The sequence below is a fragment of the Aquiflexum gelatinilyticum genome, from assembly GCF_024813435.1.
In the GTDB taxonomy this organism is placed as follows: domain Bacteria; phylum Bacteroidota; class Bacteroidia; order Cytophagales; family Cyclobacteriaceae; genus Cognataquiflexum; species Cognataquiflexum gelatinilyticum.
Map to the genome: position 1 here is coordinate 79,380 of NZ_JANAEZ010000003.1, position 24,096 is coordinate 103,475.

Consider the following 24,096-nt stretch of genomic DNA (forward strand, 5'->3'; position numbering starts at 1 on the left):
TGTTTATAAAATAAATATTATTATTTTATCTTTCTTTTTTTCATAAAAGAACCAAAAATAAAGGTTGTTCAATATTTTTTTTAAGTTGTATAGATCAATAATTATAGTTCAATTGGATTTTTGCTCAAACTCGGATATGGTGAATTGTATATTTTTGTCTTTAGACGGTCACTTTGGCTCAAAATAAATCTGAAATTATTTTTTTAGAAATTAAGATAGGAGTAAAAATTATAGATTGACATTCTCCGTCAATCGTTTTTTTATCCTCCTTAATTCTACTTGTTTTGTCTATCTTGATTTTTGAAAATGGAAGACAGAAACTTTATCATTTATAAATCCTCTGCAGGGTCAGGCAAGACTTACACCCTGACAATGGAATACCTTAAGCTTGCCTTAAAATTTCCTGATAGTTTCAAATCCATCTTGGCGGTGACTTTTACCAATAAAGCCACTGCCGAAATGAAGGAGAGAATCATCAAGGAATTGAAAAGGCTGAAACATTCCATTCAAACTGACCAGAAAATGGATCGGGAATTATTAGACGGTTTGAAAATCAGTGAGGAGGAATTGAAATCCCGTGCTGCCCAAGTCCTTACTGCCATACTGCACGATTATGGGAGGTTTTCTGTCAGTACGATCGATAGTTTTTTCCAGAAAGTCGTGAGGTCCTTTGCCAGGGAAATGGATCTCAATGCAAAGTTTGAGATCGAAATGGATCAGGATGCTGTTCTTGACCGCGTGGTAGACCGGGTGGTTTCAAAGGTGATGGACGATGAGTTTTTGCACAAATGGCTCGTGGATTATGCTGTCGAGCAAATCCAAAACGGTAAATCCTGGGATATCCGAAAAAATATAAAAGAACTTGGAAAGCAGATTTTTCAGGAAGATTTCAAGAAATATGGGAATGAGATCAGGGAGTTTTTGAAGGAAAAAGAAAACATCAAAAACCTGAATGCTTTTGTTCGCGAAAGGAAAGCAGAACTCATCAAGGTCACACGTCAACTCAAGGAAGAAGCCAATCAGATCCGAATCAACAATGGTTTGGAATGGACTGATTTTTCCGGAGCGACCCTTTCTTTTGCTAAAAAGTTTGATCTTTTGGGCGACCGTTACCATCCTGTTCCCGAACTCAGCCCGACGCAGGTGGACAAAATCGACAATCCTGAAAGTTGGTATAAGAAAAAAGATCCGAATATGGAGCGGATCGAAAGTGCTTATCATCAGGGATTGAACCTGATCCTTTCTCAGTTTGATACCCTATTGACCAAATGGAATACGCTCGAGGCAATATCCAAGAATATTTTTGTTTTTGGGATTTTTAGAAACCTCCTTGAAGAACTGACCCTTCTCAAAGACGAGGAAAGCATCCTGTTAATTTCCGATGCAAATGAGTTTTTGAAAGAAATCACCAAGGAAAACGATGCTCCTTTTATCTATGAAAAAGTGGGCAACCAATACAGGAACTACCTGATTGACGAATTTCAGGACACCTCAGGGTTTCAATGGGCAAGTTTCAAACCATTACTTGAAAACTCACTTTCCCAAGGAAATACCAACCTGCTTGTAGGAGACGTCAAGCAGTCGATTTACCGTTGGAGAGGAGGGGAGATGAAGCTTTTACTTGAGCAAGTCGAATCTGAAATCGGCGCCCAAAGGGTCAGAAACGAAAACTTGGACACCAATTTTAGGAGCCTTCCCAATATTATCAACTTCAACAATGCACTTTTCAAGCAGCTTCCCAAGGTTTTTGAAGAGGTAGTGGAAAGAGTCTATAGTGCAAGCGATGCAGGGATTATTTCCCGGGCATACCATGATGTGCACCAAAAGGTCTCTGACCGAAAAGCCAATCTGGAATCGAAAGGAAAAGTTCGATTTGAATTTATCGATGTCAAGGAAAGTGAGGAAGAGGGAAAATTTGACGCACAGGCACTTTCCCGACTTCCAAGAATCGTGATGGAGTTACAGGACAAGGGGTATCAGCTTCGTGATATTGCTTTTTTGGTCAGAACGAAAGATCAGGGAGTGGCGATCGCAGATACTTTGATGGCCTTTGGAGCAGACAATCTCGTACTTCCTTACAGCTTTGATGTACTCTCGGATGAGTCCATGTACCTACAGAAGTCGGCTTCAGTCAAAGCCTTGGTTGCGGGATTGAATTACTTGCATGAACCGGAAGATAAGGTACAGTTCAAGACGATGTGGTACTATTATTCCGTTCTGAAAAACGAACCGGTCAACCATGACTTGTTTGCTTTGGAAAAAACCCCCGATTACTTGGTCAAAAAGGAAAAGTCATTCAAAAAAAAGGAGACAATTCTTTTGCAGTTGCCTTTGATGGAGGCAGTGGAGGAGTTGATCGGGGAATTGGAGCTTCAGGAAAATGGCTTGGAGAAGGCTTACATATCGGGTTTCAAAGAAGCGGTTTATGATTTTACAGCCAACAACAGAGCCGATTTATCAGGATTTTTGGAGTGGTGGGAAGAAAACAAGGAAAAACGCACTGTCAAAATCCCCGAAGGGCATAATGCCATGAGGATCCTTACCATTCACAAATCCAAAGGGTTGCAGTTCAAAGTAGTGCTGATGCCATTTTTGAAATGGGAAATTTTTGATACCAGAAAGGGCAATGTGGTTTGGTCACCTTTTCAGGATTCTGAAAGGAATTTATCTGCCATCATTCCTTTGACTCTGAATGGCAAATTAGCGAAGTCAGATTTCAATGAAACCTATTCTGAGGAGGCTACTTTGGCGTATCTGGACAGTCTGAATATGATTTATGTGGCTTTGACAAGGGCCGAGGAAGTGATTTGGGGATTGGTGCCTTTTAAAGAAATCAAAAAAGATTCCTCTTTGAATAACCTTGAAATCCATCTGCAACAAATACTTAGCGGATCTTCGGATCACACCGGAGAATTGAGCCTTTCCGAATATTTCGATCCTGAAACCAAGGTCTTTGATTACGGAGCTTGGCCAAAAATGGAAACCAAGAAAAAGGAGGAGAAGAATATGCCACAACTCCGGTGGGCATACCAAAATTGGTCTGAACTCCTGAAGGTGAAACAGTATGCCGTTGATTTTTCTGCAGAAGGAATGGCACAGCGGAAAAAGCAGAATTTCGGATTGTTGGTTCATGAGATTTTGGAGAAATCCGGGACATTGACTGAATGCCAATCCATTTTACAAGCCTTTTACTATGAAGGAAGAATTTCAGAAGAGGGGCGCCTTCAGGTAGAATCCCAACTTCAGGGATTGTTTGCGGATCCGCTTTTTGCTTCTTGGTTTGATACAGAAGGCGTTTTATTGGCCGAACAGGGAATCCTCCTACCAGGCGGAAAACAAAAGCGGCCGGACAGGATTATTCTCAAAGATAACGAGGCTCTCATCGTGGATTTTAAGACAGGTGAAGCTTATGAAAAGTATGAAAAGCAGGTTTGCGAGTACATGGACTTGGTAGGTAAACTGGCCGCAAAGCCGGTCAGAGGATTTATATGTTATTTGGAATCAGGAAAAGTGGTAGAGGTAGTTTGAAATTATTCCCTAGGTCCAAATCAGAAAATCAGAGAGAAGTTTTGGAATGCCATTTATTTGGATCTTGAGCTGGGTGAATAATGGCCTCAACCCTGACAATTTTATTTTCTTCATCTACTCTGAAATGTGCAAGATGTGGAAAAGGAACAATTTCCAAAAATCGGATATCTCTATATCTAATTTGATAATTCAGCGGGTTTTTGTTTAGTTTTTTGATGTTTGTCCTGACAGCTTTAAGAAATCTTTGGCCTAGAATTTCACTTTTTGTTTCTTTCCTATAATGGGCTAGTGAATCTTTGATATCGTCGTAAACCTGTGGGTTGAATATTACTGTGTAAGATTTGATCATAAACCATTTTCTAATCGGTTTTCGATTTCTTCCCAAGTCAAATATTCTTCAGGGGAGGTTGACTCCATCCGGTGTATAACTTCTCTTTTTTGCCAATCAGGGATATCTACAATTTCATTTTCCACTTTTTCAAGTCCAAGTTTTTGGATCAATTCCATAAAAAATCCATACATATTCTCCGGGATATTAATGGTTACTTGTTTCATTTCGCACTTTTTTAGATATACCTGTTATAAAGATATAAATCTTGACTGAAAGTTACCGCAATAATGCAGGAGGAATTAATTCTTGACATCTACTGTCAATGATTTTTTACCTTCCTTTAAATCCTTTTCTTTTGTAGGATTAGCTAACTTACTTTCATGCATAGTTTTTTAAGAAATACAGCAGCTTCCATTCTTCAAGAATATCAGGAACTCCAAAATCTGGTGATCGTTTTGCCCAATCGCCGGGCTGGATTGTTCTTTACACAACATTTGGGAGCATTGATAGAGAAGCCGACCTGGATGCCGGAGGTAAAGACGATTGAGGATGTTTTTTACCAATATGCCGGACAGCGGCCTTCAGACGATCTGACGTTGATATTTGAACTTTATAAAGTTTACCAAAGCCTTCATCCTGAACCGGAGACTTTTGACAGGTTTTATTTTTGGGGAGAAATGATCCTCAAAGACTTCAATGACTTGGATCAGTTTATGGCTGATGCCAAAAAACTCTATCTCCATTTGTCAGAAATCAAGGAACTAGAATCTGACCTTAGCTTTTTGAGCAACAGTCAGATTGAATTGATCCGTCAATTCTGGAATTCATTTGAAAGACAGGACAGAAGCCATCAGGAAAAATTTCTGAAGTTTTGGCAAATGCTCAGTCCATTATACCAAGCTTATCAGGCATCTCTGGAAGTTTCAGGATTGGCTTATTCTGGAAAGTTGTACCGAAAAGTAGCACAGTCATTGGAAGAGATTTCAAAGCCAGAAAAGCAATTCATCTTCATCGGGTTCAATGCATTTACAGGTACGGAAGAGAAATTGATCAAGCATTTCATTGCTGAATTTGATGCCAAGATTTTTTGGGATATCGATGGATATTATTTGGATGATGCCAATCAGGAAGCGGGACTTTTCTTTAGGGAATATCAAAAAGACAAAATTTTTGGACCGACATTTCCAAAGGAAATTCCCATCCATATCCAAAACCGAAAAGCTAAAATCCATACCTATGCCACTCCGCTCAAAACCAATCAGGCGAATTTGGTTGGGTCTATTTTAGAAAAAGGAGGACAGGATGAAAATTGGGAGGAGACAGTGGTGATTTTGCCGGATGAGCAGATGCTGTTTCCAATTTTACACACCTTGCCCGGTCAAATCGACAAGGTCAATGTGACAATGGGCTATCCCGTCAAAAATACCCCTGTGTATGCTTTTCTGGAGGCTGTTTTGGAAATGCAGCGCTTTATCAAAGTCGAGGAAGGCAAGGTTTTATTTTACCATCAGCCTGTCAAAAACCTGCTGTCTTCGATTTACCTCAAAGCTGAAAATGAGTCTTTTGTAGCAAAGACTTTGGCAGACATGCAGGAGAAAAATCAAATCTATATTCCTGAGTATTCGCTCCATCAAGGAGGCACTTTGTTCCAGCTTATCTTTCAGCAACTCAAAAGTGAAACCCTATTTCCATATCTCTCTGTCCTGATGGAACAGCTTGCGGAGAGATTGACCGATGAACCATTGCAGCGCTCGTACCTATACCAATGCTTCAAGCAGTTGAACAGGTTAAGGGAAATTTTTGAAAAACAGGAATCGACGACTGTAGACCGCGAGTTTTTTATCCGATTGTTCAGACAGGTATTCCGTGAGGTGAAATTGCCATTTGAAGGGGAACCGTTGCAGGGATTGCAGGTCATGGGTGTGTTGGAATCGAGGAACCTGGACTTTCGCCGTGTGATTATTTGTAATATGAACGAGGACAGTTTTCCTCCTTCAGCCGGGCTCAATTCCATGATTCCTTTTAATATCCGAAAGGCGTTTGGTCTGCCTGTTCAGGAACAGAATGATGCCATTTATGCCTATACTTTTTACAGGCTTTTGCACAGTGCGGAGGAAGTTCATATGATCTATACCACTGCTTCCGATCAGGGCAAGGCCGGTGAAAAGAGCCGGTATATCCAACAGATGATGGTGGAGATGGGAATTGAGATGAAGGAAGAAATCATCTATGTACCCATTGACTTGAAAAATACAGATGCCATTTCCATTCACAAAAACCCCGAAGTGCTCAATTTGCTGGAGAGGTATGTGGTTACTACCGAAGGTTTTTCCCAGACTTCATTTTCACCTTCTGCTTTGAGTGTGTATCTGGATTGCAGACTTAAGTTTTACCTGCAATACCTCGCCAACATTCAGGAAAAAGATGAGGTGAAGGAGGAAATCGATGCGGCGGTTTTTGGAAATATTGCCCATTACAGCATGGAATTTCTCTATGATGGATTTAGGAAAAGGAAAAATCGGGATGTTCTTGAAAAAGGAGATTTCGAGGATTTGAGGAAAAATTGGGTCTTTCCATCGATCGAATTGGGGGTGAGGAAGTTTTATCACTTGGAGGAAAATGCCGATACCAAACTCAGTGGACAAATGGCTATTGTCCGGGATGTGATGCAAAAATACATGGTACGTTTGCTGGAGATTGATGAAAAAGATGCGCCTTTCCGCCTGGTATCTATGGAAAAAGCCCACAAAGCCCAATTTGAAATCAACACTGGAACCGGAATCAAAAAGATCAGTCTCAAAGGATTTATCGATAGGGTGGATGAGAAAGAGGGTACTATTAGATTGATTGATTACAAATCGGGTGGTGACAAAAAGGATTTTACCAATGTGGCAAGTCTTTTTGATCGGGATGATAAAAACAGGAACAAAGCAGCCATGCAGACCATGTATTATGGATTGCTTTATCAGGCCATGCATCCTGAAAATTCCAATCCTCTGAAACCTGCGCTATTTAATTTCAAGGAGATTTTCAAAGAAGATTTCAATCCATACCTCAAAAACAAAGAACAAAAATCTGAAGTACAGGACTACATAGAATATGCAGTCGAATATGAATCAGGTTTGAGGAAAATGCTTGAAGAAATGTATGATCCTGAAGTTCCTTTTTCTCAGACTGATGACTTGAAAAAATGCGTGTATTGCCCCTATTCAGGTATTTGTGGAAGGTAAGTATTGAATTAATGAAACTTTTCTGCCGCCAATGTCCGTGTCTTCACGGACATTCTTTAAGTGAATTTGGCAGTGGAAACACTGCCAAATGCGAAAAGCTCGCCCAGTCTGTGCCTTCATTGGTGTATCCCCAAGATTTTGTAAAAATTTGGCAGTGGAGACATTGCCAAAGGCGATAGGCTTTTTTGATTACCAAATTGACTTGAGATAATGCATGGATCCAGGATTTTCAAAGCTTGTAAGTTTTAATCTACTGTAAGGCTCAGTCGGAAAAACCAATTCCGTCATGACCATTTCGCCATCATTGACAAAAATCTCAACAGACGAGCGGTCGATGTATATTTTGAGGGATTTTACTTCCAAACCATTAAGCGGAGCGGTATGGATTTTGGCAAATCTTGCTTCGAAATCTACCAAACCTGAAGCTGTTCTGTCAAAAACCAAATTGTCATCTGACTTTTTAAAAATGACTTTTTCTCCTTTTTCGTTTGAAAGTTCAATCTCAAAATTACTTCCGACGGTCGGTGTCAATTCTAATTCCACCAATTCTTCTTCCAATGCTATGGATTTTTCTGTGATTTCAATAGTGGATTTTCTTAAGGCTTGTAATTCTGCAGCAGGCCTTGAGGCTACTAGAAAGCCATCTCCAGATTTAACCAATTCTAGACTTCTAGGCAAAGTTGTCGCCGATCGCCAAGGGTGGGTTGGTACGACTTGGGCATAATCCCAATTGCTCATCCAACCAATAAAAAGTTTTCTACCGTCTTGTTCCGGTACATTGGACCAGGTGACCCCAGCGTAATTGTCCGCACCAAAGTCCAACCATTTGACATCTTCATGTTCTGCTGAGAAGTTTTTTCCATCAAAGTCTCCAATAAAATATTGGGTTGCGGAGCCGCCGTTTGGACCTCCGGGATTGATGCTGACAAACAGAACCCACTTTTCAGTTCCGTCTGATGCTTTCAATTGGAATAAATCAGGGCATTCCCAAACGCCTCCATAAGCCGCCCAATCCGGGTTGAAGGAACTTTCCAATGTCCAGTCCAATAGATTTGGAGAAGAATAAAAACTGATCCTGTCCAAGACCGCCAAGGACATGACCCATTTGCCAGAACCATCTTCTCTTTCTACCCATGACACTTTTGGATCTCTGAAGTCTTTGATTCCCGGATTTTTCAACACAGGATTCGCGGCGTATTTTGTCCAGGTTCTGCCTTTATCTGTGCTGTATGCTATCCCTTGAGTCTGGAAATCGATTCTTTTTTCTTTTTCTCCCACAGGATCATGGTAGGTATAAATGGCTACCATGGCGGGATTTTCTTTGGTTCCCAAACCACTTGTGTTGTCGTGGTCGATCACTGCCGAACCTGAGAAAATATATCCCAAAGAATCGGGTTCGATGGCCACAGGAAGGTGCTCCCAATGAACCAAATCAGTGGAAATCGCATGTCCCCAATGCATCGGCCCCCAAACGGTACTGTCTGGATAATATTGGTAAAACAGATGGTATTCCCCATCGAGATACACCATGCCATTTGGATCATTCATCCAGTTGTCGGTAGGCGTAAAGTGATATTGTGGTCGGTGAGGTTCGTTGTTTCCCCTTTCGGACTCTTGAATTTCTGACCCTTTTGGACCACAAGAAAAAATCATAAATAGGAACAGGGTTGATCTGAGAATATTTTTAGTCATCATGGTTTCGTAAGCAGGGAAGTCAAATGATATTTTTTAGAACAGAAATTGAATTCAATCTAATAACAAAATGTGGAGTTTGAATAAAAAATTTCAAAATGCCTTGTGTTAAACAAAAGGAGAATTTATTCTGGTAAGTCTGCGAAGAAACTGTTCACATAAGTTTTTTGTCCCTCTTGAAAAAGGTTTATCACATTGAAATTGAACATTATTCCCTTAGGGGATTTAAGAAGTTTCATATAATTTAAAAGCCTTGCCTCATCAATGTTGGGTATTTTTTCAACTGCTTTTAGCTCGACTGTTATAATATTTTCTATGAAAAAATCACACCTAAAATCAGTCCTTATTTCTAAACCTTTGTAATTAACAGGAACTGACATTTCAGAAATAAATTGAATTCCTCTCAATTCAAGCTCATGCGCCAAGCATTTATGGTAAACACTTTCCAAGAGACCTGGCCCCAAATGTTTATGAACCTCAATTGCCGCCCCGTTGATTTTGTAAGTGAGATTGTTAAGGTAAGTCTTCGTTACTTTCATAAAACAAAACTGGATTTAATAGTTTAATTAAAAACTACAAATAAAGCCTTAAATAAAAAAAATACTAGTTTAAGAATAAAATATTGATTGATTAATTTGACAATAATTAATGAACCACAAAGACACAAAAAAATACAAAGGACCTGATTCAACTTTGTATCCTTTGTTTCTTTATGGTTGTTAAATTTATTGCTATCAAAGCAGGAGAGTTTATTTAAAGATTAAAAATAGTATAGTTATTTTTTGAAACGAATTTCATCTGGTTTTTGTGTAAAAAAAAGAACCACAAAGAGACAAAGGACCTTATTCAAATTTGTGTACTTTGTTTCTTTGTGGTTATAATATTTAAAGCTTTTTCAGCCCCTTTATTTCTTCTTTACTTGCTTCCTTGATGCTGATGGCATAGCCACCGCCGGGAGCGCTCATTTGGGAAAGCTTGGATTTGAAGGTGACGACCACTTTTCTGATGTTGTAGGCTTGGGGATTGTTTCGGTAGTGAGCGTCTTTTGCATCTGAATAAATGGTCGCAATGTAGGTTTTGCCTGCATCCAAGAAGTCAAAATTGATGTTGGAAACCCTCTCACTCGTTCCGTTCACGTTTCCGACAAACCAATTCGAAGCCCCTTTTTCTTTCCTTGCAATCGTAAGGTAGTATCCGGGTTCTGCTTCCAGGTACCTGCTTTCATCCCAATCCAAAGCTACATCTTTGATAAACTGGAATGCATCGGGAAACCTGTCGTAATTTTCCGGTAAGTCAGCAGCCATCTGAAGCGGGCTGTACATTGTCACATAAAGTGCAAGTTGGTTGGCCAAAGTACTGTTGACCCATGAGTTATTCTGTGGATTGATTTTGCTGATATCCATTTCAAAAATCCCCGGAGTATAGTCCATCGGTCCTCCAATCAATCTTGTAAATGGAAGGACAGTCACATGGTTTGGTTTGGAACCGCCAAATGCCTGGTATTCTGTTCCCCTGGCCGATTCATTGCCGATCAGGTTAGGATAGGTTCGGCCGATTCCCGTCGGACGAACAGCCTCGTGGGCATTCACCATGATTTTGTAGTCAGCCGCTTTTTCCAAAGCATATTGGTAGTGGTTGACAATCCACTGACTGTAGTGATTCTCTCCTCGGGGAAGTATAAAACCCACATAGCCGCTTTTCACGGCATTGTAGCCATTGTCCTTCATGAATTTGTAGGCCTCATCCATGAACCTTTCGTAGTTCCTGACAGAAGAAGACGTTTCGTGGTGCATGACCATTTCTACGCCTTTGCTCTTGGCATAATCTCGGATTCCCACCAGGTCAAAATCAGGATAGGGCGTGAGGAAATCAAATACAAAATCTTTGGAATTGCCAAACCAATCTTCCCAGCCAACATTCCATCCTTCCACCAAAACGCCATCAAAACCATGTTTGGCCGCGAAATCGATATATTTTTTGACATTGGCAGTCGTTGCACCATGCTTGCCGTTTGGCTTCGCTTTGGAGAAATCAGTTTCTCCGATTCTCACTGCAGGAAACTCGTCTGTATACGCCCAAGAACTTTTTCCGGTGATCATTTCCCACCAAACACCAACATATTTCATGGGTTTGATCCAAGAAGTGTCTTCTATTTTGGAAGGTTCGTTGAGGTTGTAGGTCATCCTTGATACGAGGATTTTTCTTGCGTCGTCGCTTACGATAATGGTTCTCCATGGCGAATGGCTTGGGGTCTGCAGATAGCCTTTGTCCCCCAATACATCGGGTGTCAGCCAGGATTCGAAAACCATATTTTTATCATCGAGGTTGAGGTGCATGGTCGAGTAATCGATCAACGCCGCCTCGTGAAGGTTTATATAGAGACCATCATCCGTTTTCATCATCAGCGATGTCTGTATTCCTGTAGGGGAAAAGGGCTTTTGCGCTAAATTGGCTGTAACAGCAGATGCCATCAAAGGCCTGATTTCAGATAGTTTGGATTCGGTGTAGTCGTATTCTTGCGTATCATAATCTCCAGCAATCCAAAAAGCAGTATGGTCTCCTGCCATTGCAAACTGGGTTTTTTCTTCCTTGATCGCGAAATGCGCAAGATTAGGCTGGGAAGGGAATTCATATCGGAATCCCAGACCATCATCATACAGACGGAACCTGATGACCAAGGTCCTGCTTGTTTCTGGCTGCGTTAGGGTTACAGCCAACTCATTGTAATGGTTTCGGATCTCTTTTTCCTCTCCCCAGACTGGAGTCCAGGTTTCATTTTTGGAGTCTAGTTTGGAATCTTTCAGGCTGAAACCATCTGTAAGAGAAGGCTTGTTTTTCAGCTCCAAACCCAATTTGCTTGGCTTGATGACTTCCTTTCCTTTGAAAGTCAGTTGGTATGTAGGATGGCCTTCGATCAGTTCGAAGTTTAATTTTAGGTTACCATCTGGGGATTGCAAAGTCTGAGCCCAAAGTAGGATAGTCCAAAAACTCAATAGAAGGGATAGAAAGATTGATTTTCTCATGGGATTGATGTCAATGATTGTTGATGTAGCTGAGATTGGTCACACAAATTAGGGCTAGTTTTTATTTGAACCTAAAATATTTGAAAACTTCGGTGATCCAAAATACCAGAGAAGTAATGCCCGCCCAAAAGATGAATTCCCAGAATGTGATCGGAATAAATTTAAATAAAGTAGCCATAGAAGGAATCTCAATAATTATGATCTGAAGTAAAATAGAAATCAAGAGTGTATAATTCACCCATTTATTGCTGAAAAGCCCGATTTTGAAAGTTGAACCTTCAAGGTTCCGCATATTGAGCACATTAAAAAGTTGACTGAAGGCCATGGTTATAAATACTATGGTTCTGGCTTTTTCTAGGCTTTCCGGGAGGTAATAGAGATAAGCTGTCAAAGAAATTCCGGTCATTAGAATGGTGTTGATGATCAAAAAAGGGTAGACTGATTTGTTCAGAATATTCTCTTTGGGATCAATGGGTGGAGATTGGAGCTCGTTTCCTTTTCCTTGTTCGGCAGCCAAAGCCTTGTCGCAAAAGCCGTCTGTTACCAGATTGATCCAAAGAATCTGAGTAGCTGTTAGGGGCATGGGCAGTCCAAATGAAACTGCCAATATCAAGATCAATATTTCCGCAAAATTGGTAGAAATCAAAAAGAATGAGGTTCTTCTAGCATTATTGAAGACAATTCTCCCTTGCTCAATAGCCTTGACGATGGTAGCAAAATTATCATCAGCCAAGACCATCATTGAGGCATCTTTGGCCACATCAGTGCCCAAAATCCCCATCGAAATTCCGATGTTGGCCTGCTTTAATGCGGGGGCGTCATTTACCCCGTCACCTGTCATGGCAATCAGTTCACCCTGGTTCTGAAGGGATTTAGCGATGTTGAGTTTCATCACAGGGGTAAGCCTGCAGAATACATCGGATTCTTGGACAGCAAGGTCAAAGGTTTCCTTTGACATTTTTGAAAGATCGGAGTCGGTATAGACCTTTTCTCGTCCTTCTTTTACAATGCCAACAGATTTACCAATCGCCAAAGCGGTGTCAGCATGGTCTCCCGTGGCCATGATTACCCGAATACCTGCCAAATGGCAGGATTTGACGGCTTCATATACTCCCGGGCGGGGAGGGTCCATCATCCCTGCCAACCCAATGAATTCCAGGTTTTGGTCTGATTGGGGACCGGTGTGTTCTTCCTTAATGGCAAGGGCCAATACCCGCAGGCTTTCCTTGGACCAAGAAGAAATTTTTTCATTTATGATGGATTTTTCAGGCTCATCAAGGGTTTTTGTTTCCCCGTCACTCAGTTTAAGTGAGGTACAGATCTCCAATATGGATTCTGGCGCCCCGATATAAAACCTGATTTTTTTTTCTCCTTTTTCCACCAAAGTCGAGCGGTATTTGATGTCGGAGTTAAAGGCCACATCCTCAAGGATGGTATGGTCTTTGGATTTCCCCGCTTTGTTTCCCAACACCAAAAAGGCCGCCTCTGTCGGGTCACCTGTTACGACCAACATGCCTTTGTCATCTTCTTGTATGGCCGAATTGTGACAATGGGAGGCTATCTCTAGCAATAAATCGATGGCTTCGATGTCTTCTTTTTGCCCAGATAATTCCCCCTCACTGTCCCATCCTTCACCAAGTACGTCCACCTCTTTGGCATTGGGAACCCATACCTTTTTGATGGTCATGGTGTTTTGGGTGAGTGTCCCTGTCTTGTCGGTGACGATCGTGCTGACAGATCCGAGGCTTTCTGTTGCTGTGATTTCCCGGATGATCGCATTGTTTTTTGACATCCGATGTGATCCCACTGCCATGACGATGGAAAGGACTGCAGGGAGTCCTTCCGGAATGGCGGATACAAGTGCCGCGATGGAAATCAACAAAATCTCGTTGATCTCAAAATCATTAAAAAAGTAGGCTACCACAAATAGCACTACCGCACTCGCTATGGCTATGAGGGCCATCTGACGGGCGAGCTTATCAGTTTTGTTTTGGAAATTGGTCTTTTTGGGTTCTATCTGCAGGATGCTGGTGGCGATTTCACCAATTTGGGTCTTTAAACCTGTGCCAGTTACCACGGCTTTGATTGATCCTCCTGCCAAAAAAGTGCCTTTCCACACCATATTTGATTTTTCGGCCAAAGGAATTTCACCAAAAAGGGTATCTGAGGTTTTGCTGACAGGTACCGATTCTCCCGTCAGTGAAGCTTCTGATGTCCTTGCATTTTTGGCATAAATAACCCGCGCATCTGCTGGGATATTATCTCCCTCTTCCAAAGCAATTATGTCCCCCGGTACCAATTCCCTGGAATTGACGGTCTGCAACTCTCCGTTTCGGATTACTTTGCATTGTGGGACGAGCAGGTTCTTGAGTGCAATCAGCGCCCCTTCCGCTTTGTATTCCTGAACAAATCCAATAATGGCATTGATGATGATTATCGCAAGGATGACGTAAACATCAACGTAATGCTTTGTAAAAAATGAGATCAAAGCTGCCGCCAAAAGGATGTAAACCATCAGGTTGTTGAACTGCTTCAATACAATTTTCCAGATGGGTTTTCTACCCGCATCAGGAATTTCATTGGGCCCAAACTCCTGTAATCTTTTTTGCGATTCTTTACCTGAAATCCCGTCCTCCCTGCTTCCCAGCTGTCGTAGGAGCTCTTTGGCTTCAATGCTGTGGGGATATGCAGGCAATGAAATCATTTTTGGATAGCCGTCTTCACCATGACAAATTCACTGATATTTTCCTGGTCCAATATCCCGAGAAAATGACCGTTTTCTATTACAAAAGCAACTTTCCTACTTTCTGTGAGCATCCTTTTCCAAGCCTCATCTAAGTCTTCTTCAGTTTCCACTTTCATAGGATTCATATCAGCAACTTTTTCAATCAACAGGTTTTCTCCACCCTCCTGCAATCCCTTGATGATTTCATTTCTGCTCAATGTTCCTACCGCCACATCGTCTTTGACCACCACAAAATGCGTTGCCTGGGAATTGAGTAATTTCTCAACCGCCTTAGAAAGAGGTGCGTCAAAACCGAGAATCTGGAATTTCATCATTATCGCATCTTTTACTTTAAATCCCTTGAGCAAACTTTCCTGTTGGGTATGGCTGACCTCAGCTCCTGCACCAAGGAAAATAAACACCCCGATCAGAACCAAAATGGGGTTATTGAAAAGGCCAAAGAAAATTAAGAAAATAGCCAAAAACTGACCGATACTCCCTGCGATTTTGGTCGCTTTTGCCCTTGGCATACGGATCGCTAAAAATGCCCTCAAAATCCTTCCTCCATCCATAGGAAATGCAGGAATGAGATTGAAAAGTGCCAGGATCAAATTTGCAGAAGCAAGGTAAAGGACGATGGTGCTTGGGCCGATTTTGATACTTTCGAGCTGTTCCAGATTGGTTATATCAAATCCGGTAAAATTCAGGACAAGAGATAAAATCAAGAATATCCCAATATTCACCAAAGGGCCTGATATAGCGACCCAAAGTTCCTGCTTGGGTTCTTCGGGTAATTTTTCCAGCCTGGCAACACCACCGATAGGATACAAGACGATGTCCTTGGTCTGGATTCCGTATTTCTGGGCGGCCAAAGCATGCCCAAATTCATGAAAAACAACACAGGCAAAAAGAGCCAAAACAAAGATAATGATCCACAGAATGTCCATCCCTGGCATTCCCTGACGTGAATTAGAGATGATAATCCAAAGTAGCAAAAGTGAAAAAGTCCAATGGATATAAACCTTTACATTTTTGTAACTTCCCAAAGACAAGGATAATTTCATAAGAATCAAGTTAAAGTGTATGGTTGAATCCGAATTTAAGCCATTTTATCGGTGTACCCTACAAAGAAAATAATCAGAAATCTCAAAATTGCTGATATTGGTCAGGAATAAAAATGATTCTCTTTTTTGGAAAACAGTTGTGGATTCCCCTGAATTTTGAAGGGAAATCCAAAGTCTGTTTGGTGATAAGAATTATGGATATATAATTCCAAATAATGTTTGGATATGACCGGTTTTTTGACCTTTCGACTTTTTTATTTTTCTTATATTCGCATTCGATTATTTATGAATTAATTTATTCCATTTATCATCCAAAACACTGATGATCTTCGGCTGTTTGTAGGATATATTAACCCAAATAAAATGTCATTTACCCAAGAGATTTATAAACCCAAAAACCACATCAGACTTGTTACCGCTGCCTCTCTTTTTGATGGACATGATGCCGCGATCAACATCATGAGACGGATCATCCAGGCAACAGGCTGTGAGGTCATCCACCTCGGACATAACAGGTCTGTTCAGGAAATCGTCGATTGCGCCATTCAGGAGGATGTGCAGGCGATTGCGATCACTTCTTACCAAGGTGGACATGTGGAATTTTTCAAATACATGTTTGATTTGCTTCAGGAGCAAGGCGCAGGTCATATCAAAATTTTTGGTGGAGGTGGAGGCACAATTTTGCCCGAGGAGATCAAAGAACTGCATGAATATGGGATCACCCGGATTTATTCACCCGACGACGGACGGGCGATGGGTTTGCAGGGTATGATCAATGACCTCGTAAGTACCTCTGATTTTCCTGTTGGGGATGATTTCCAAAACATCAAACTGGACAAATCGAATCAATCAAGCATCGCGCGGATTATTTCTGCTGCGGAGAATTTTCCTGATGAAAGTAAATCCCTTTTGGAAGAAATCAGAAAATCGGCAAGCAACAGCAAAGCTCCAGTTTTGGGAATCACCGGTACGGGAGGAGCGGGTAAATCTTCCCTTGTGGATGAATTGGTCAGGAGGTTTTTGATTGATTTTACTGATAAAAACATTGCGATTATCTCGGTAGATCCTTCCAAAAGAAAGACAGGAGGAGCACTTTTGGGTGACAGGATTCGGATGAATGCCATCAATCATTCCCATGTTTACATGCGGTCGTTGGCCACAAGGCAATCCAATCTCGCCCTTTCCAAATATGTGCAGGATGCGGTAGATATTGTCAAAGCAGCTGATTTCGACTTGATTATTTTGGAAACTTCAGGAATCGGTCAGTCAGACACAGAGATCATCGAGCACTCAGACATGTCATTGTATGTGATGACGCCCGAATACGGTGCCGCCACACAATTGGAGAAAATCGATATGCTCGATTTTGCGGATATCATTGCATTGAACAAGTTTGACAAAAGAGGTGCGCAGGATGCCCTCCGAGATGTCAAAAAACAATACAAACGCAACCATAACCTTTGGGATATTGCTGATGAGGATATTCCAGTTTATGGGACCATTGCTTCGCAATTCAATGATCCGGGGATGAATAACCTATACAAAGGAATCATCCATAAAATGGTAGAGAAAACGGGCGTTGACCTGCAGACTTCCTTTAAGCTCAGTAAGGAAATGTCTGAGAAGATCTACATCATACCACCTTCCCGAACCCGATACCTTTCAGAAATCTCCGAAAATAACCGTGGTTATGACAAGTGGGTGGCTGCCCAGAAGGAAGTAGCTCAAAAGCTATACAGCATACAAAAATCCATAGAGGCAGTCAAATCCACCAAAGTGTCTGACGTTGATAGGTTGGTCAAAGAACTTCAGGAAGTCTATGCGCAGGTGGAATTGGAGCTTGATCCCAAGAACAAAAGATGGCTTGAACAATGGCCTGAAAAAGCCCAAAAGTATGTAGATGATTTTTATGTGTTCAAAGTTAGAGACAAGGAAATCAAGATTCAGACTTATTACACTTCCCTTTCACAATCCAAAATCCCGAAGATTTCCCTTCCTAAATATGAAGCTTGGGGAGATTTGTTGAAATGGGGACTGACAGAAAATGTACCTGGAGAATTCCCTTACACGTCGGGCGTATTCCCTTTCAAGCGGGAAGGAGAAGATCCAACGAGAATGTTTGCAGGGGAAGGCGGACCTGAGCGTACCAATAAGCGTTTTCACTATGTATCTAAAGGATTGCCAGCCAAAAGACTTTCAACAGCTTTTGATTCAGTGACTTTGTATGGTGAGGATCCGGATTATAGACCTGATATCTATGGCAAAATCGGAAATTCCGGAGTCAACATCTGTTGCTTGGATGATGCCAAGAAGCTGTATTCAGGGTTTAACCTTGCCAGCCCGATGACATCGGTTTCTATGACAATAAACGGTCCTGCAGCAGCCATGACGGCATTTTTTATGAATGCAGCCATTGACCAGCAATGTGAGATTTATATCAAAGAAAATGGATTGGAGGAAGAAGTCAAATCCAAAATTGAGGCTATTTATAAAGAAAAAGGTGCTGTAAGGCCTACTTACAATGCACCAATTCCTGAAGGAAATGATGGCCTTGGCCTGATGCTTTTGGGCGTGACAGGCGATCAGGTTTTGCCGAAGGAAGTCTATGAAAAAATCAAGGCTTTTACTTTGGCCAATGTCAGAGGAACCGTACAGGCCGATATTCTCAAAGAAGATCAGGCTCAGAATACCTGCATTTTCTCCACTGAATTTTCTCTGAGATTGATGGGGGATATGCAGCAGTATTTTATTGACCAAAATGTCAGAAATTTTTATTCTGTTTCTATTTCGGGTTACCATATCGCTGAAGCAGGGTCCAATCCCATTACACAGTTGGCTTTGACACTTTCAAATGGTTTTACCTATGTGGAATATTATGTGTCTAGAGGAATGGACATCAACCAATTTGCGCCGAATCTTTCCTTCTTCTTTTCCAATGGGATTGATCCGGAATATGCAGTAATCGGAAGGGTTGCAAGAAGGATCTGGGCAAAGGCAATGAAATTGAAATATGGTGCGAATGAGCGTTCGCAAATGCTCAAGTACCATATCCAGACTTCAGGGCGCTCGCTACATGCACAGGAGATTGACTTCAATGATATCCGAACGACCCTTCAGGCGCTGTATGCGATCTATGACAACTGCAATTCCCTTCATACCAACGCTTATGACGAAGCCATCACCACTCCGACAGAGGCTTCTGTTCGCAGGGCTATGGCGATTCAACTGATCATCAACAAGGAATTGGGATTGGCAAAAAATGAAAACCCGATCCAAGGAGCTTTTATCATCGAAGAACTTACAGATTTGGTGGAGGAAGCTGTGTATAAAGAGTTTGACAGGATTACCGAAAGGGGAGGAGTCCTAGGTGCTATGGAAACGATGTATCAAAGAGGTAAAATTCAGGAAGAAAGCCTCTATTACGAGACTTTGAAGCATACCGGAGAATATCCGATTATCGGAGTAAATACATTCCTGTCATCTGAAGGTTCACCGACTGTCATTCCGGGCGAGGTCATCCGTGCCACTCAGGAAGAAAAAGAAGCCCAGATTCAGACGCTTCTCCAACTTCATGAAAAAAACGCTGACCTTACACCAAGCCAATTGAACGAACTGCAACATGTCGCTGTTCGCAATGAAAATATATTTGAAAGACTGATGGAAGCTGCCAAAACCTGTTCCTTGGGTCAGATTACAAGGTCACTTTATGAAGTAGGCGGCCAGTACAGGAGGAATATGTAGGGAAGTAGGGAAGTGGGAAGTAGAAGTTAGTATGTATGGAAGTATGGAAGTCAGAAGTAAGGGGTGATGAAAACTTAACAACCAGACAACGCAAAGCAGACCACAATTACAACCACTATAACAACTAGAACACAATAACCAATAACTCAATAACCAAATACCATTAACCTATAAACCAACCGCAATGAGCAAAAAACACGTCACCGTCAGAATGAAGGCGGATATGGAATATGAATCTACCAATCACTTTGGCAACAAAGTGGATATCGATATGTACGACAGCGAGCACAAGAAAGCCCAATCTCCCATGGAATTGCTTTTATCGGCTTTGGGAGGTTGTTCCGCTGTAGATGCTGTCCTGATGATGAAAAAGAAAAGAAGGACCATTACTGATTTTTTTATTGAAATAATAGGCAATAGGCACGAAGGAATCCCAAAATATTATACCCAGATTGATATGAAATTTGTCCTGGTTTCTCCTGATGCTACTGAGGAAGAATTCGCAAAAGTTGTAACCTTGTCAGTAGAAAAATACTGCTCGGTAGCCTCTTCCTTAAAGTCAGAAATCAGGCATATCTCTGAAGTCAGGAGACCGGGATGAGGGTAGTCAGCGAGTTTTCAAAAGACGGGATCAGGGTTTCGGTGTTTTCTTGGAACAATAAATACCTGCTGAAATATGAATTGGGTCCTATGGAACAAACCTTCAAGATTCCGGAAACGGACATCTTGGAGGAATCTGATCTTGATTCATTTTATCAAGGAGAATTTTTTGAAAAGGTTGTTTCAAGATTTAAAGAAATGGGAGAAAGCTTTCAAAAACAGCTTGAAAATCTTTAGATTTAAGAATTAACTTAATTGCTGAACATGAAGAGTTTATTCTATTTCTGTTTTTTTGTCTCTATCTGTTTATTTTCATGTTCCTCGCCTAAAGAATCTGAGAGCACAACAGATTTCTTTGAAATCAATTCCTTCATTTCATTACTCGAATATGACCTTGAAGTTATTGAGGAAGAAATTGTGCGTCTAGGTAGATTTTCCGAAAATCTTTTTGTGGATAAGAAAAACAAACTTGCAAATGCTGATCCCGATAAATACAAAATAGTAGGCGTTGCGGCCAATTCCGAACCCGGGGCCAATCCTGAAAAGAGCTCTCTTTTTATTCCTACCATTTCAGACAATAAAGAAGCGGTCAAAGAACTTATTCTATTGACCAATCCTTTGGATGATGAATTCAAAAGAATTGTAAAGGAAATCCCGGTGATATCCCAGGTTTATTTTAATTCCAAATACCATCTAAACAGGCTTTACCCTCCCTATGATGTAAATTTATTGGAACCAGATATTAATGTTACAAATTTCAATTTTTATTATCAGGGAGATGAGAAAAACAATCCTTCGAGAGTTCCTGTCTGGGTGGATGAGATTTATATAGATCCTGTGGGTAGGGGTTGGATGATTACCTTGACATATCCTGTTTACGCAGAAAATGAATTAAAAATGGTATTGGGATTTGACATCACACTGAATGATATCATTGAAAATTATATCAACAAAACCTCAAATCAATTCCTCATCATTGATGGGACAGGGACAGTGGTGGCAGGAAAGGGCAAGGCTATAGAAGCTCTTTCATTACCTTCTTTGAAGAATTATACCTATACACAAACCATCACCTCAGACAGCTACCGAAAAGAAGATTTTAATTTGTTCAAAAGCAAGGACAAAAATGTGCGAGTCATAGCAGATAAGATCATAAATTCAGGTGAGAAAATCTTATGGCTTTCTGAAAATAAAACGAAATTGAAAATCATTTGTCAGAAAATGAGCAAGCTAGATTGGTATGTACTTGAAATCCAATTTTAAATGAATCCCCAAAATTATAAAATCCCCAAATCTGAAACTGGTTTCTACAGTATCCTGGTTGGATTGGGGATTTTTGTTGTTGTATTAATCACATTTTTGGGAACAGCATTTTTTCAGGTTCTCAATGACAATCAAATCAATTCCAGTAAAATCAACTTAAACAAGCAAGTAGAACTTTCCTCCAAACAGATAGAAAAGAGGTTTACAGCCTTTTATGACGATATGTTCTTTTTTGTGAATAATCTTGAGCCTTGGACATATGAAAAGGGTGACAATGAAGTTCTGGCATTTGAGAAAAGAGCAAGAAGGATTTTCAACAACCACCGTGATTTGTTGGATACTATTACTGTTTTTTTTCCAAATCAGACTGTGGTCTTTCATTTCGATAACCGAAACAATTTTATCAAGCAATACCTGGAAAGTAAAAAAAATCTTCCTTTTCCTGCACAGAACGAACTTCACTTAAACAATTTTACGACAAATGTATCTATCAGTGCCAAGGTGAATCTCGAAAGATTTTTTTTCGACGAGATGACAAATTATTATCTTGGCATATCGGGTGAGAAACTAATTTTTTGTGATGGTAAGCTAAGAGGAGCCCATGACCAAACACTTAAGGGCGGTTTTTCTATAGAAGAAACAATCTTGAATCAAATGTTGATTCAGGTCGCCGATGGTCTTAAAGGTGACTTTCGGGGTAATTTTTCAAACAAAAACGAAGAGAAAGAATTTGAAGCTTTGATCCATCATTATCCCTTCTCACTTTATCCATTAAAGAGTAAATTTTCCACTGTTTTTGTTGTCGACCGAAACATAATAACTACAGGTATTTTCAGTACCTATTTTTATCTGATTTTAGCTTTACTCATTTTATTGGCACTTGTAATTTTGATTTTGTTTAAGTCGATCAAAAATTCTCAGTTAACAAATGAAACGCTATCCAAAAATGCCAATGAGATTTCAGAATTGTTTAGGAGACAAGCTCTCCTGTTGCACGAAACCAAAGGCTTCATTTATTTCCAAGATGAGATGGGTAAAATGACAAGTGTAGGTAGTGAAGTCAAAGCTGTACTTGGATATGAAAAAGAAGATTTCAGGAAGAATTTTAAGGATTATATTTCAAAAAAGGACCGTTCCAGAATAGAAAAAACCATTTCGGAATCAATAAGTAAAAAAAACGGAAGCATTTCATTTGAATTGGACTTTAAAACCAAATCAGGTAAATACAAAAGAACCAAGATTTTTGAACGACTTGAATTTGATCAAAAAGGAAACTTTATTGGAAATGTCGGAATCTGTACCGATATACAGGAAAAGTATGAGAGAGAACAGGAAATCGTAAAAAGCGAAAATAGGTTAAGGGCTGTACTGAACAGTCTCCCGGATCTTATTTTTATTTATGACAATGAAGGCCGATACCTTGATTATTATGTAAAAGACCAGAGTCTGTTAGTTGCGCCTTTAGAAGGTGCTATTGGGAAAAAATTGATTGATATTTTACCCAAAGATTTGGGAAATCAAATACAGCAAGTCTTTAACCACACGATTAAGACCGGAAACATGCAGACTGCGGAATATGAAATTGATATTCCTTCGGGTAGAAGGTTGTTCGAAGCCAGATTTTTTAGACTTGATAATGACAAAGTAATGTCAATTGCCCGAGACATCACAGGTCAAAAACTTTGGCAGAGGGGTTTGATGGAGGCAAAAAAAGCAGCTGAAGAGGCCAATTTAGCCAAATCTGAATTTTTGGCCAATATGAGTCACGAGATCAGAACTCCCATGAACGGGCTTTTGGGAATCATTCCGCTCCTGGAAGCTACTACATTGGACGAAAAACAGAAGGAATACCTACAGATTATCAGAGATTCGGGTGATTCCCTCCTGAATATTATCCGAGACATTCTTGATTATTCTAAGATTGAATCTGGGGAGATGACTCTTTATAATTCAGTATTCAAACTGAAGGCGGAAATTGAAAAAATATTTAAAATTTTCTCGGGCCTGGTAAATGAGAAAAACATCCAATTTACCTCTCATTTTGATGCTTCTTTACCTGAATATGTCGAACTGGACAAAGATAAGTTGAGGCAAATTTTGATTAATATCATTGGTAATGCAATCAAATTCACACCCTCAGGTGGTAAAATCGAAGTTGATATTACAGGAGAGATGGTTTTTGAAAAGCATGTTATTTTGAATTTTGAAGTGAAAGACAACGGGATCGGGATTCCAAAGGATAAAATTGAGATGTTGGCAAAACCATTTGTCCAACTTGACAGCAGCAGTACAAGAGAACATCAAGGAACCGGCTTAGGGTTGGCAATTTCCCAAAAAATAATTGAGTTGATGGGGGGGGAACTTTTGATAAATAGTGAATTTGGTGTTGGTTCCGTTTTCTCCTTCAATATTTTCGGGAAAGTTTGGAACAGAAGCGATAACTTTTTGGAATTGGTGGAGGAAGAGGATGATAATGAAGATTTTATTTGGAAAAATATGGCTCAGGAATATCCTCTTAAAATCTTGTTGGCAGAGGATAATTCTACTAACCTGCTTTTTATGGATATGTTGATGACCCAACTTGGATATAATTATGATGTCGCAAGAAACGGGTCTGACGCTGTCCGTATGGCAAAAGAGTCAGATTATGATCTTGTTTTGATGGATATTCAGATGCCTGTGATGAATGGACTCGAGGCGACCAAAATAATTAGGAAATCACGGGGAAGAAAGATTACTATTGTAGGATTGTCTGCAAATGCTTTCCAAGAAGATGTGGACCAAGCCATGGAAACAGGAATGGATTCCTATCTTACCAAACCACTGAAAATAAATGAAATTACAAGTGTGATCCGTTCCTGTTCTTCGAAGAACGGCATAAAAAAAGAGGTCAATTGAC

14 protein-coding genes are annotated in these 24,096 nt (G+C 40.5%); 7 read left to right on the forward strand and 7 right to left on the reverse strand.

Annotation, left to right across the window (positions count from 1 at the left end; translation table 11 throughout):
* Positions 1–306: 306 nt before the first annotated feature.
* Positions 307–3,528, forward strand: coding sequence for a UvrD-helicase domain-containing protein (locus tag NK987_RS08295; protein ID WP_259263470.1), 3,222 nt, complete (start codon positions 307–309; stop codon positions 3,526–3,528).
* A gap of 28 nt (positions 3,529–3,556) precedes the next feature.
* Here the strand turns inward: NK987_RS08295 and NK987_RS08300 are convergent, their stop codons facing one another.
* Both NK987_RS08300 and NK987_RS08305 read right to left on the reverse strand, forming a co-directional pair.
* Positions 3,557–3,877 (reverse strand): type II toxin-antitoxin system RelE/ParE family toxin, encoded by a 321-nt coding sequence (locus tag NK987_RS08300; protein ID WP_259263471.1) that lies wholly within the window; start codon positions 3,875–3,877, stop codon positions 3,557–3,559.
* Complete coding sequence (locus NK987_RS08305; RefSeq protein ID WP_259263472.1) at positions 3,874–4,083, reverse strand: hypothetical protein; 210 nt, start codon at positions 4,081–4,083, stop codon at positions 3,874–3,876. Before NK987_RS08305 ends, NK987_RS08300 begins: the two co-directional genes overlap by 4 nt.
* Before the next feature lie 156 nt (positions 4,084–4,239).
* Between NK987_RS08305 and NK987_RS08310 the strand changes: the two genes are divergently transcribed.
* Positions 4,240–7,089, forward strand: a complete 2,850-nt coding sequence (locus NK987_RS08310; RefSeq protein ID WP_259263473.1) for a PD-(D/E)XK nuclease family protein — start codon at positions 4,240–4,242, stop codon at positions 7,087–7,089.
* 189 nt (positions 7,090–7,278) lie between these two features.
* Here the strand turns inward: NK987_RS08310 and NK987_RS08315 are convergent, their stop codons facing one another.
* The 5 genes from NK987_RS08315 to NK987_RS08335 form a co-directional block, all read right to left on the reverse strand.
* Positions 7,279–8,781 (reverse strand): glycoside hydrolase family 32 protein, encoded by a 1,503-nt coding sequence (locus tag NK987_RS08315; RefSeq protein ID WP_258422803.1) that lies wholly within the window; start codon positions 8,779–8,781, stop codon positions 7,279–7,281.
* Between the two features lie 125 nt (positions 8,782–8,906).
* The gene (locus NK987_RS08320) at positions 8,907–9,320 is read right to left on the reverse strand and encodes a GxxExxY protein (protein WP_258422554.1); all 414 of its coding nucleotides are present in this window, start codon (positions 9,318–9,320) and stop codon (positions 8,907–8,909) included.
* 345 nt (positions 9,321–9,665) lie between these two features.
* Positions 9,666–11,804, reverse strand: coding sequence for a glycoside hydrolase family 97 protein (locus tag NK987_RS08325; RefSeq protein ID WP_259263474.1), 2,139 nt, complete (start codon positions 11,802–11,804; stop codon positions 9,666–9,668).
* Positions 11,805–11,865: 61 nt separating this feature from the next.
* Positions 11,866–14,508, reverse strand: a complete 2,643-nt coding sequence (locus NK987_RS08330; RefSeq protein ID WP_258422556.1) for a cation-translocating P-type ATPase — start codon at positions 14,506–14,508, stop codon at positions 11,866–11,868.
* The gene (locus tag NK987_RS08335; RefSeq protein WP_258422557.1) at positions 14,505–15,593 is read right to left on the reverse strand and encodes a site-2 protease family protein; all 1,089 of its coding nucleotides are present in this window, start codon (positions 15,591–15,593) and stop codon (positions 14,505–14,507) included. The genes NK987_RS08330 and NK987_RS08335 overlap by 4 nt, the downstream gene beginning before the upstream one ends.
* Positions 15,594–15,956: 363 nt before the next feature.
* On the opposite strand from NK987_RS08335, the gene NK987_RS08340 reads away from it, so the two are divergent.
* The 5 genes from NK987_RS08340 to NK987_RS08360 all read left to right on the forward strand — a co-directional run bounded on the left by NK987_RS08340 (position 15,957) and on the right by NK987_RS08360 (position 24,095).
* Positions 15,957–19,334 carry a methylmalonyl-CoA mutase family protein gene (locus tag NK987_RS08340; RefSeq protein ID WP_259263475.1) on the forward strand — a complete coding sequence of 1,126 codons (3,378 nt, stop codon included), beginning with the start codon at positions 15,957–15,959 and terminating at the stop codon, positions 19,332–19,334.
* Between the two features lie 184 nt (positions 19,335–19,518).
* Positions 19,519–19,935, forward strand: coding sequence for an OsmC family protein (locus tag NK987_RS08345; RefSeq protein WP_259263476.1), 417 nt, complete (start codon positions 19,519–19,521; stop codon positions 19,933–19,935).
* The gene (locus tag NK987_RS08350) at positions 19,932–20,171 is read left to right on the forward strand and encodes a hypothetical protein (protein ID WP_259263477.1); all 240 of its coding nucleotides are present in this window, start codon (positions 19,932–19,934) and stop codon (positions 20,169–20,171) included. The genes NK987_RS08345 and NK987_RS08350 overlap by 4 nt, the downstream gene beginning before the upstream one ends.
* Positions 20,172–20,198: 27 nt before the next feature.
* Positions 20,199–21,197 carry a PDC sensor domain-containing protein gene (locus NK987_RS08355; protein ID WP_259263478.1) on the forward strand — a complete coding sequence of 333 codons (999 nt, stop codon included), beginning with the start codon at positions 20,199–20,201 and terminating at the stop codon, positions 21,195–21,197.
* Positions 21,198–24,095, forward strand: coding sequence for a PAS domain-containing hybrid sensor histidine kinase/response regulator (locus tag NK987_RS08360; protein ID WP_259263479.1), 2,898 nt, complete (start codon positions 21,198–21,200; stop codon positions 24,093–24,095).
* Position 24,096 lies beyond the last annotated feature (1 nt).

Bases quoted from the DNA above. Each gene is read 5' to 3' on its own strand.
- NK987_RS08295 (WP_259263470.1), top strand. From the start codon at position 307: ATGGAAGACAGAAACTTTATCATTTATAAATCCTCTGCAGGGTCAGGC.
- NK987_RS08300 (WP_259263471.1), bottom strand. From the start codon at position 3,877: ATGATCAAATCTTACACAGTAATATTCAACCCACAGGTTTACGACGAT.
- NK987_RS08305 (WP_259263472.1), bottom strand. From the start codon at position 4,083: ATGAAACAAGTAACCATTAATATCCCGGAGAATATGTATGGATTTTTT.
- NK987_RS08310 (WP_259263473.1), top strand. From the start codon at position 4,240: ATGCATAGTTTTTTAAGAAATACAGCAGCTTCCATTCTTCAAGAATAT.
- NK987_RS08315 (WP_258422803.1), bottom strand. From the start codon at position 8,781: ATGACTAAAAATATTCTCAGATCAACCCTGTTCCTATTTATGATTTTT.
- NK987_RS08320 (WP_258422554.1), bottom strand. From the start codon at position 9,320: ATGAAAGTAACGAAGACTTACCTTAACAATCTCACTTACAAAATCAAC.
- NK987_RS08325 (WP_259263474.1), bottom strand. From the start codon at position 11,804: ATGAGAAAATCAATCTTTCTATCCCTTCTATTGAGTTTTTGGACTATC.
- NK987_RS08330 (WP_258422556.1), bottom strand. From the start codon at position 14,508: ATGATTTCATTGCCTGCATATCCCCACAGCATTGAAGCCAAAGAGCTC.
- NK987_RS08335 (WP_258422557.1), bottom strand. From the start codon at position 15,593: ATGAAATTATCCTTGTCTTTGGGAAGTTACAAAAATGTAAAGGTTTAT.
- NK987_RS08340 (WP_259263475.1), top strand. From the start codon at position 15,957: ATGTCATTTACCCAAGAGATTTATAAACCCAAAAACCACATCAGACTT.
- NK987_RS08345 (WP_259263476.1), top strand. From the start codon at position 19,519: ATGAGCAAAAAACACGTCACCGTCAGAATGAAGGCGGATATGGAATAT.
- NK987_RS08350 (WP_259263477.1), top strand. From the start codon at position 19,932: ATGAGGGTAGTCAGCGAGTTTTCAAAAGACGGGATCAGGGTTTCGGTG.
- NK987_RS08355 (WP_259263478.1), top strand. From the start codon at position 20,199: ATGAAGAGTTTATTCTATTTCTGTTTTTTTGTCTCTATCTGTTTATTT.
- NK987_RS08360 (WP_259263479.1), top strand. From the start codon at position 21,198: ATGAATCCCCAAAATTATAAAATCCCCAAATCTGAAACTGGTTTCTAC.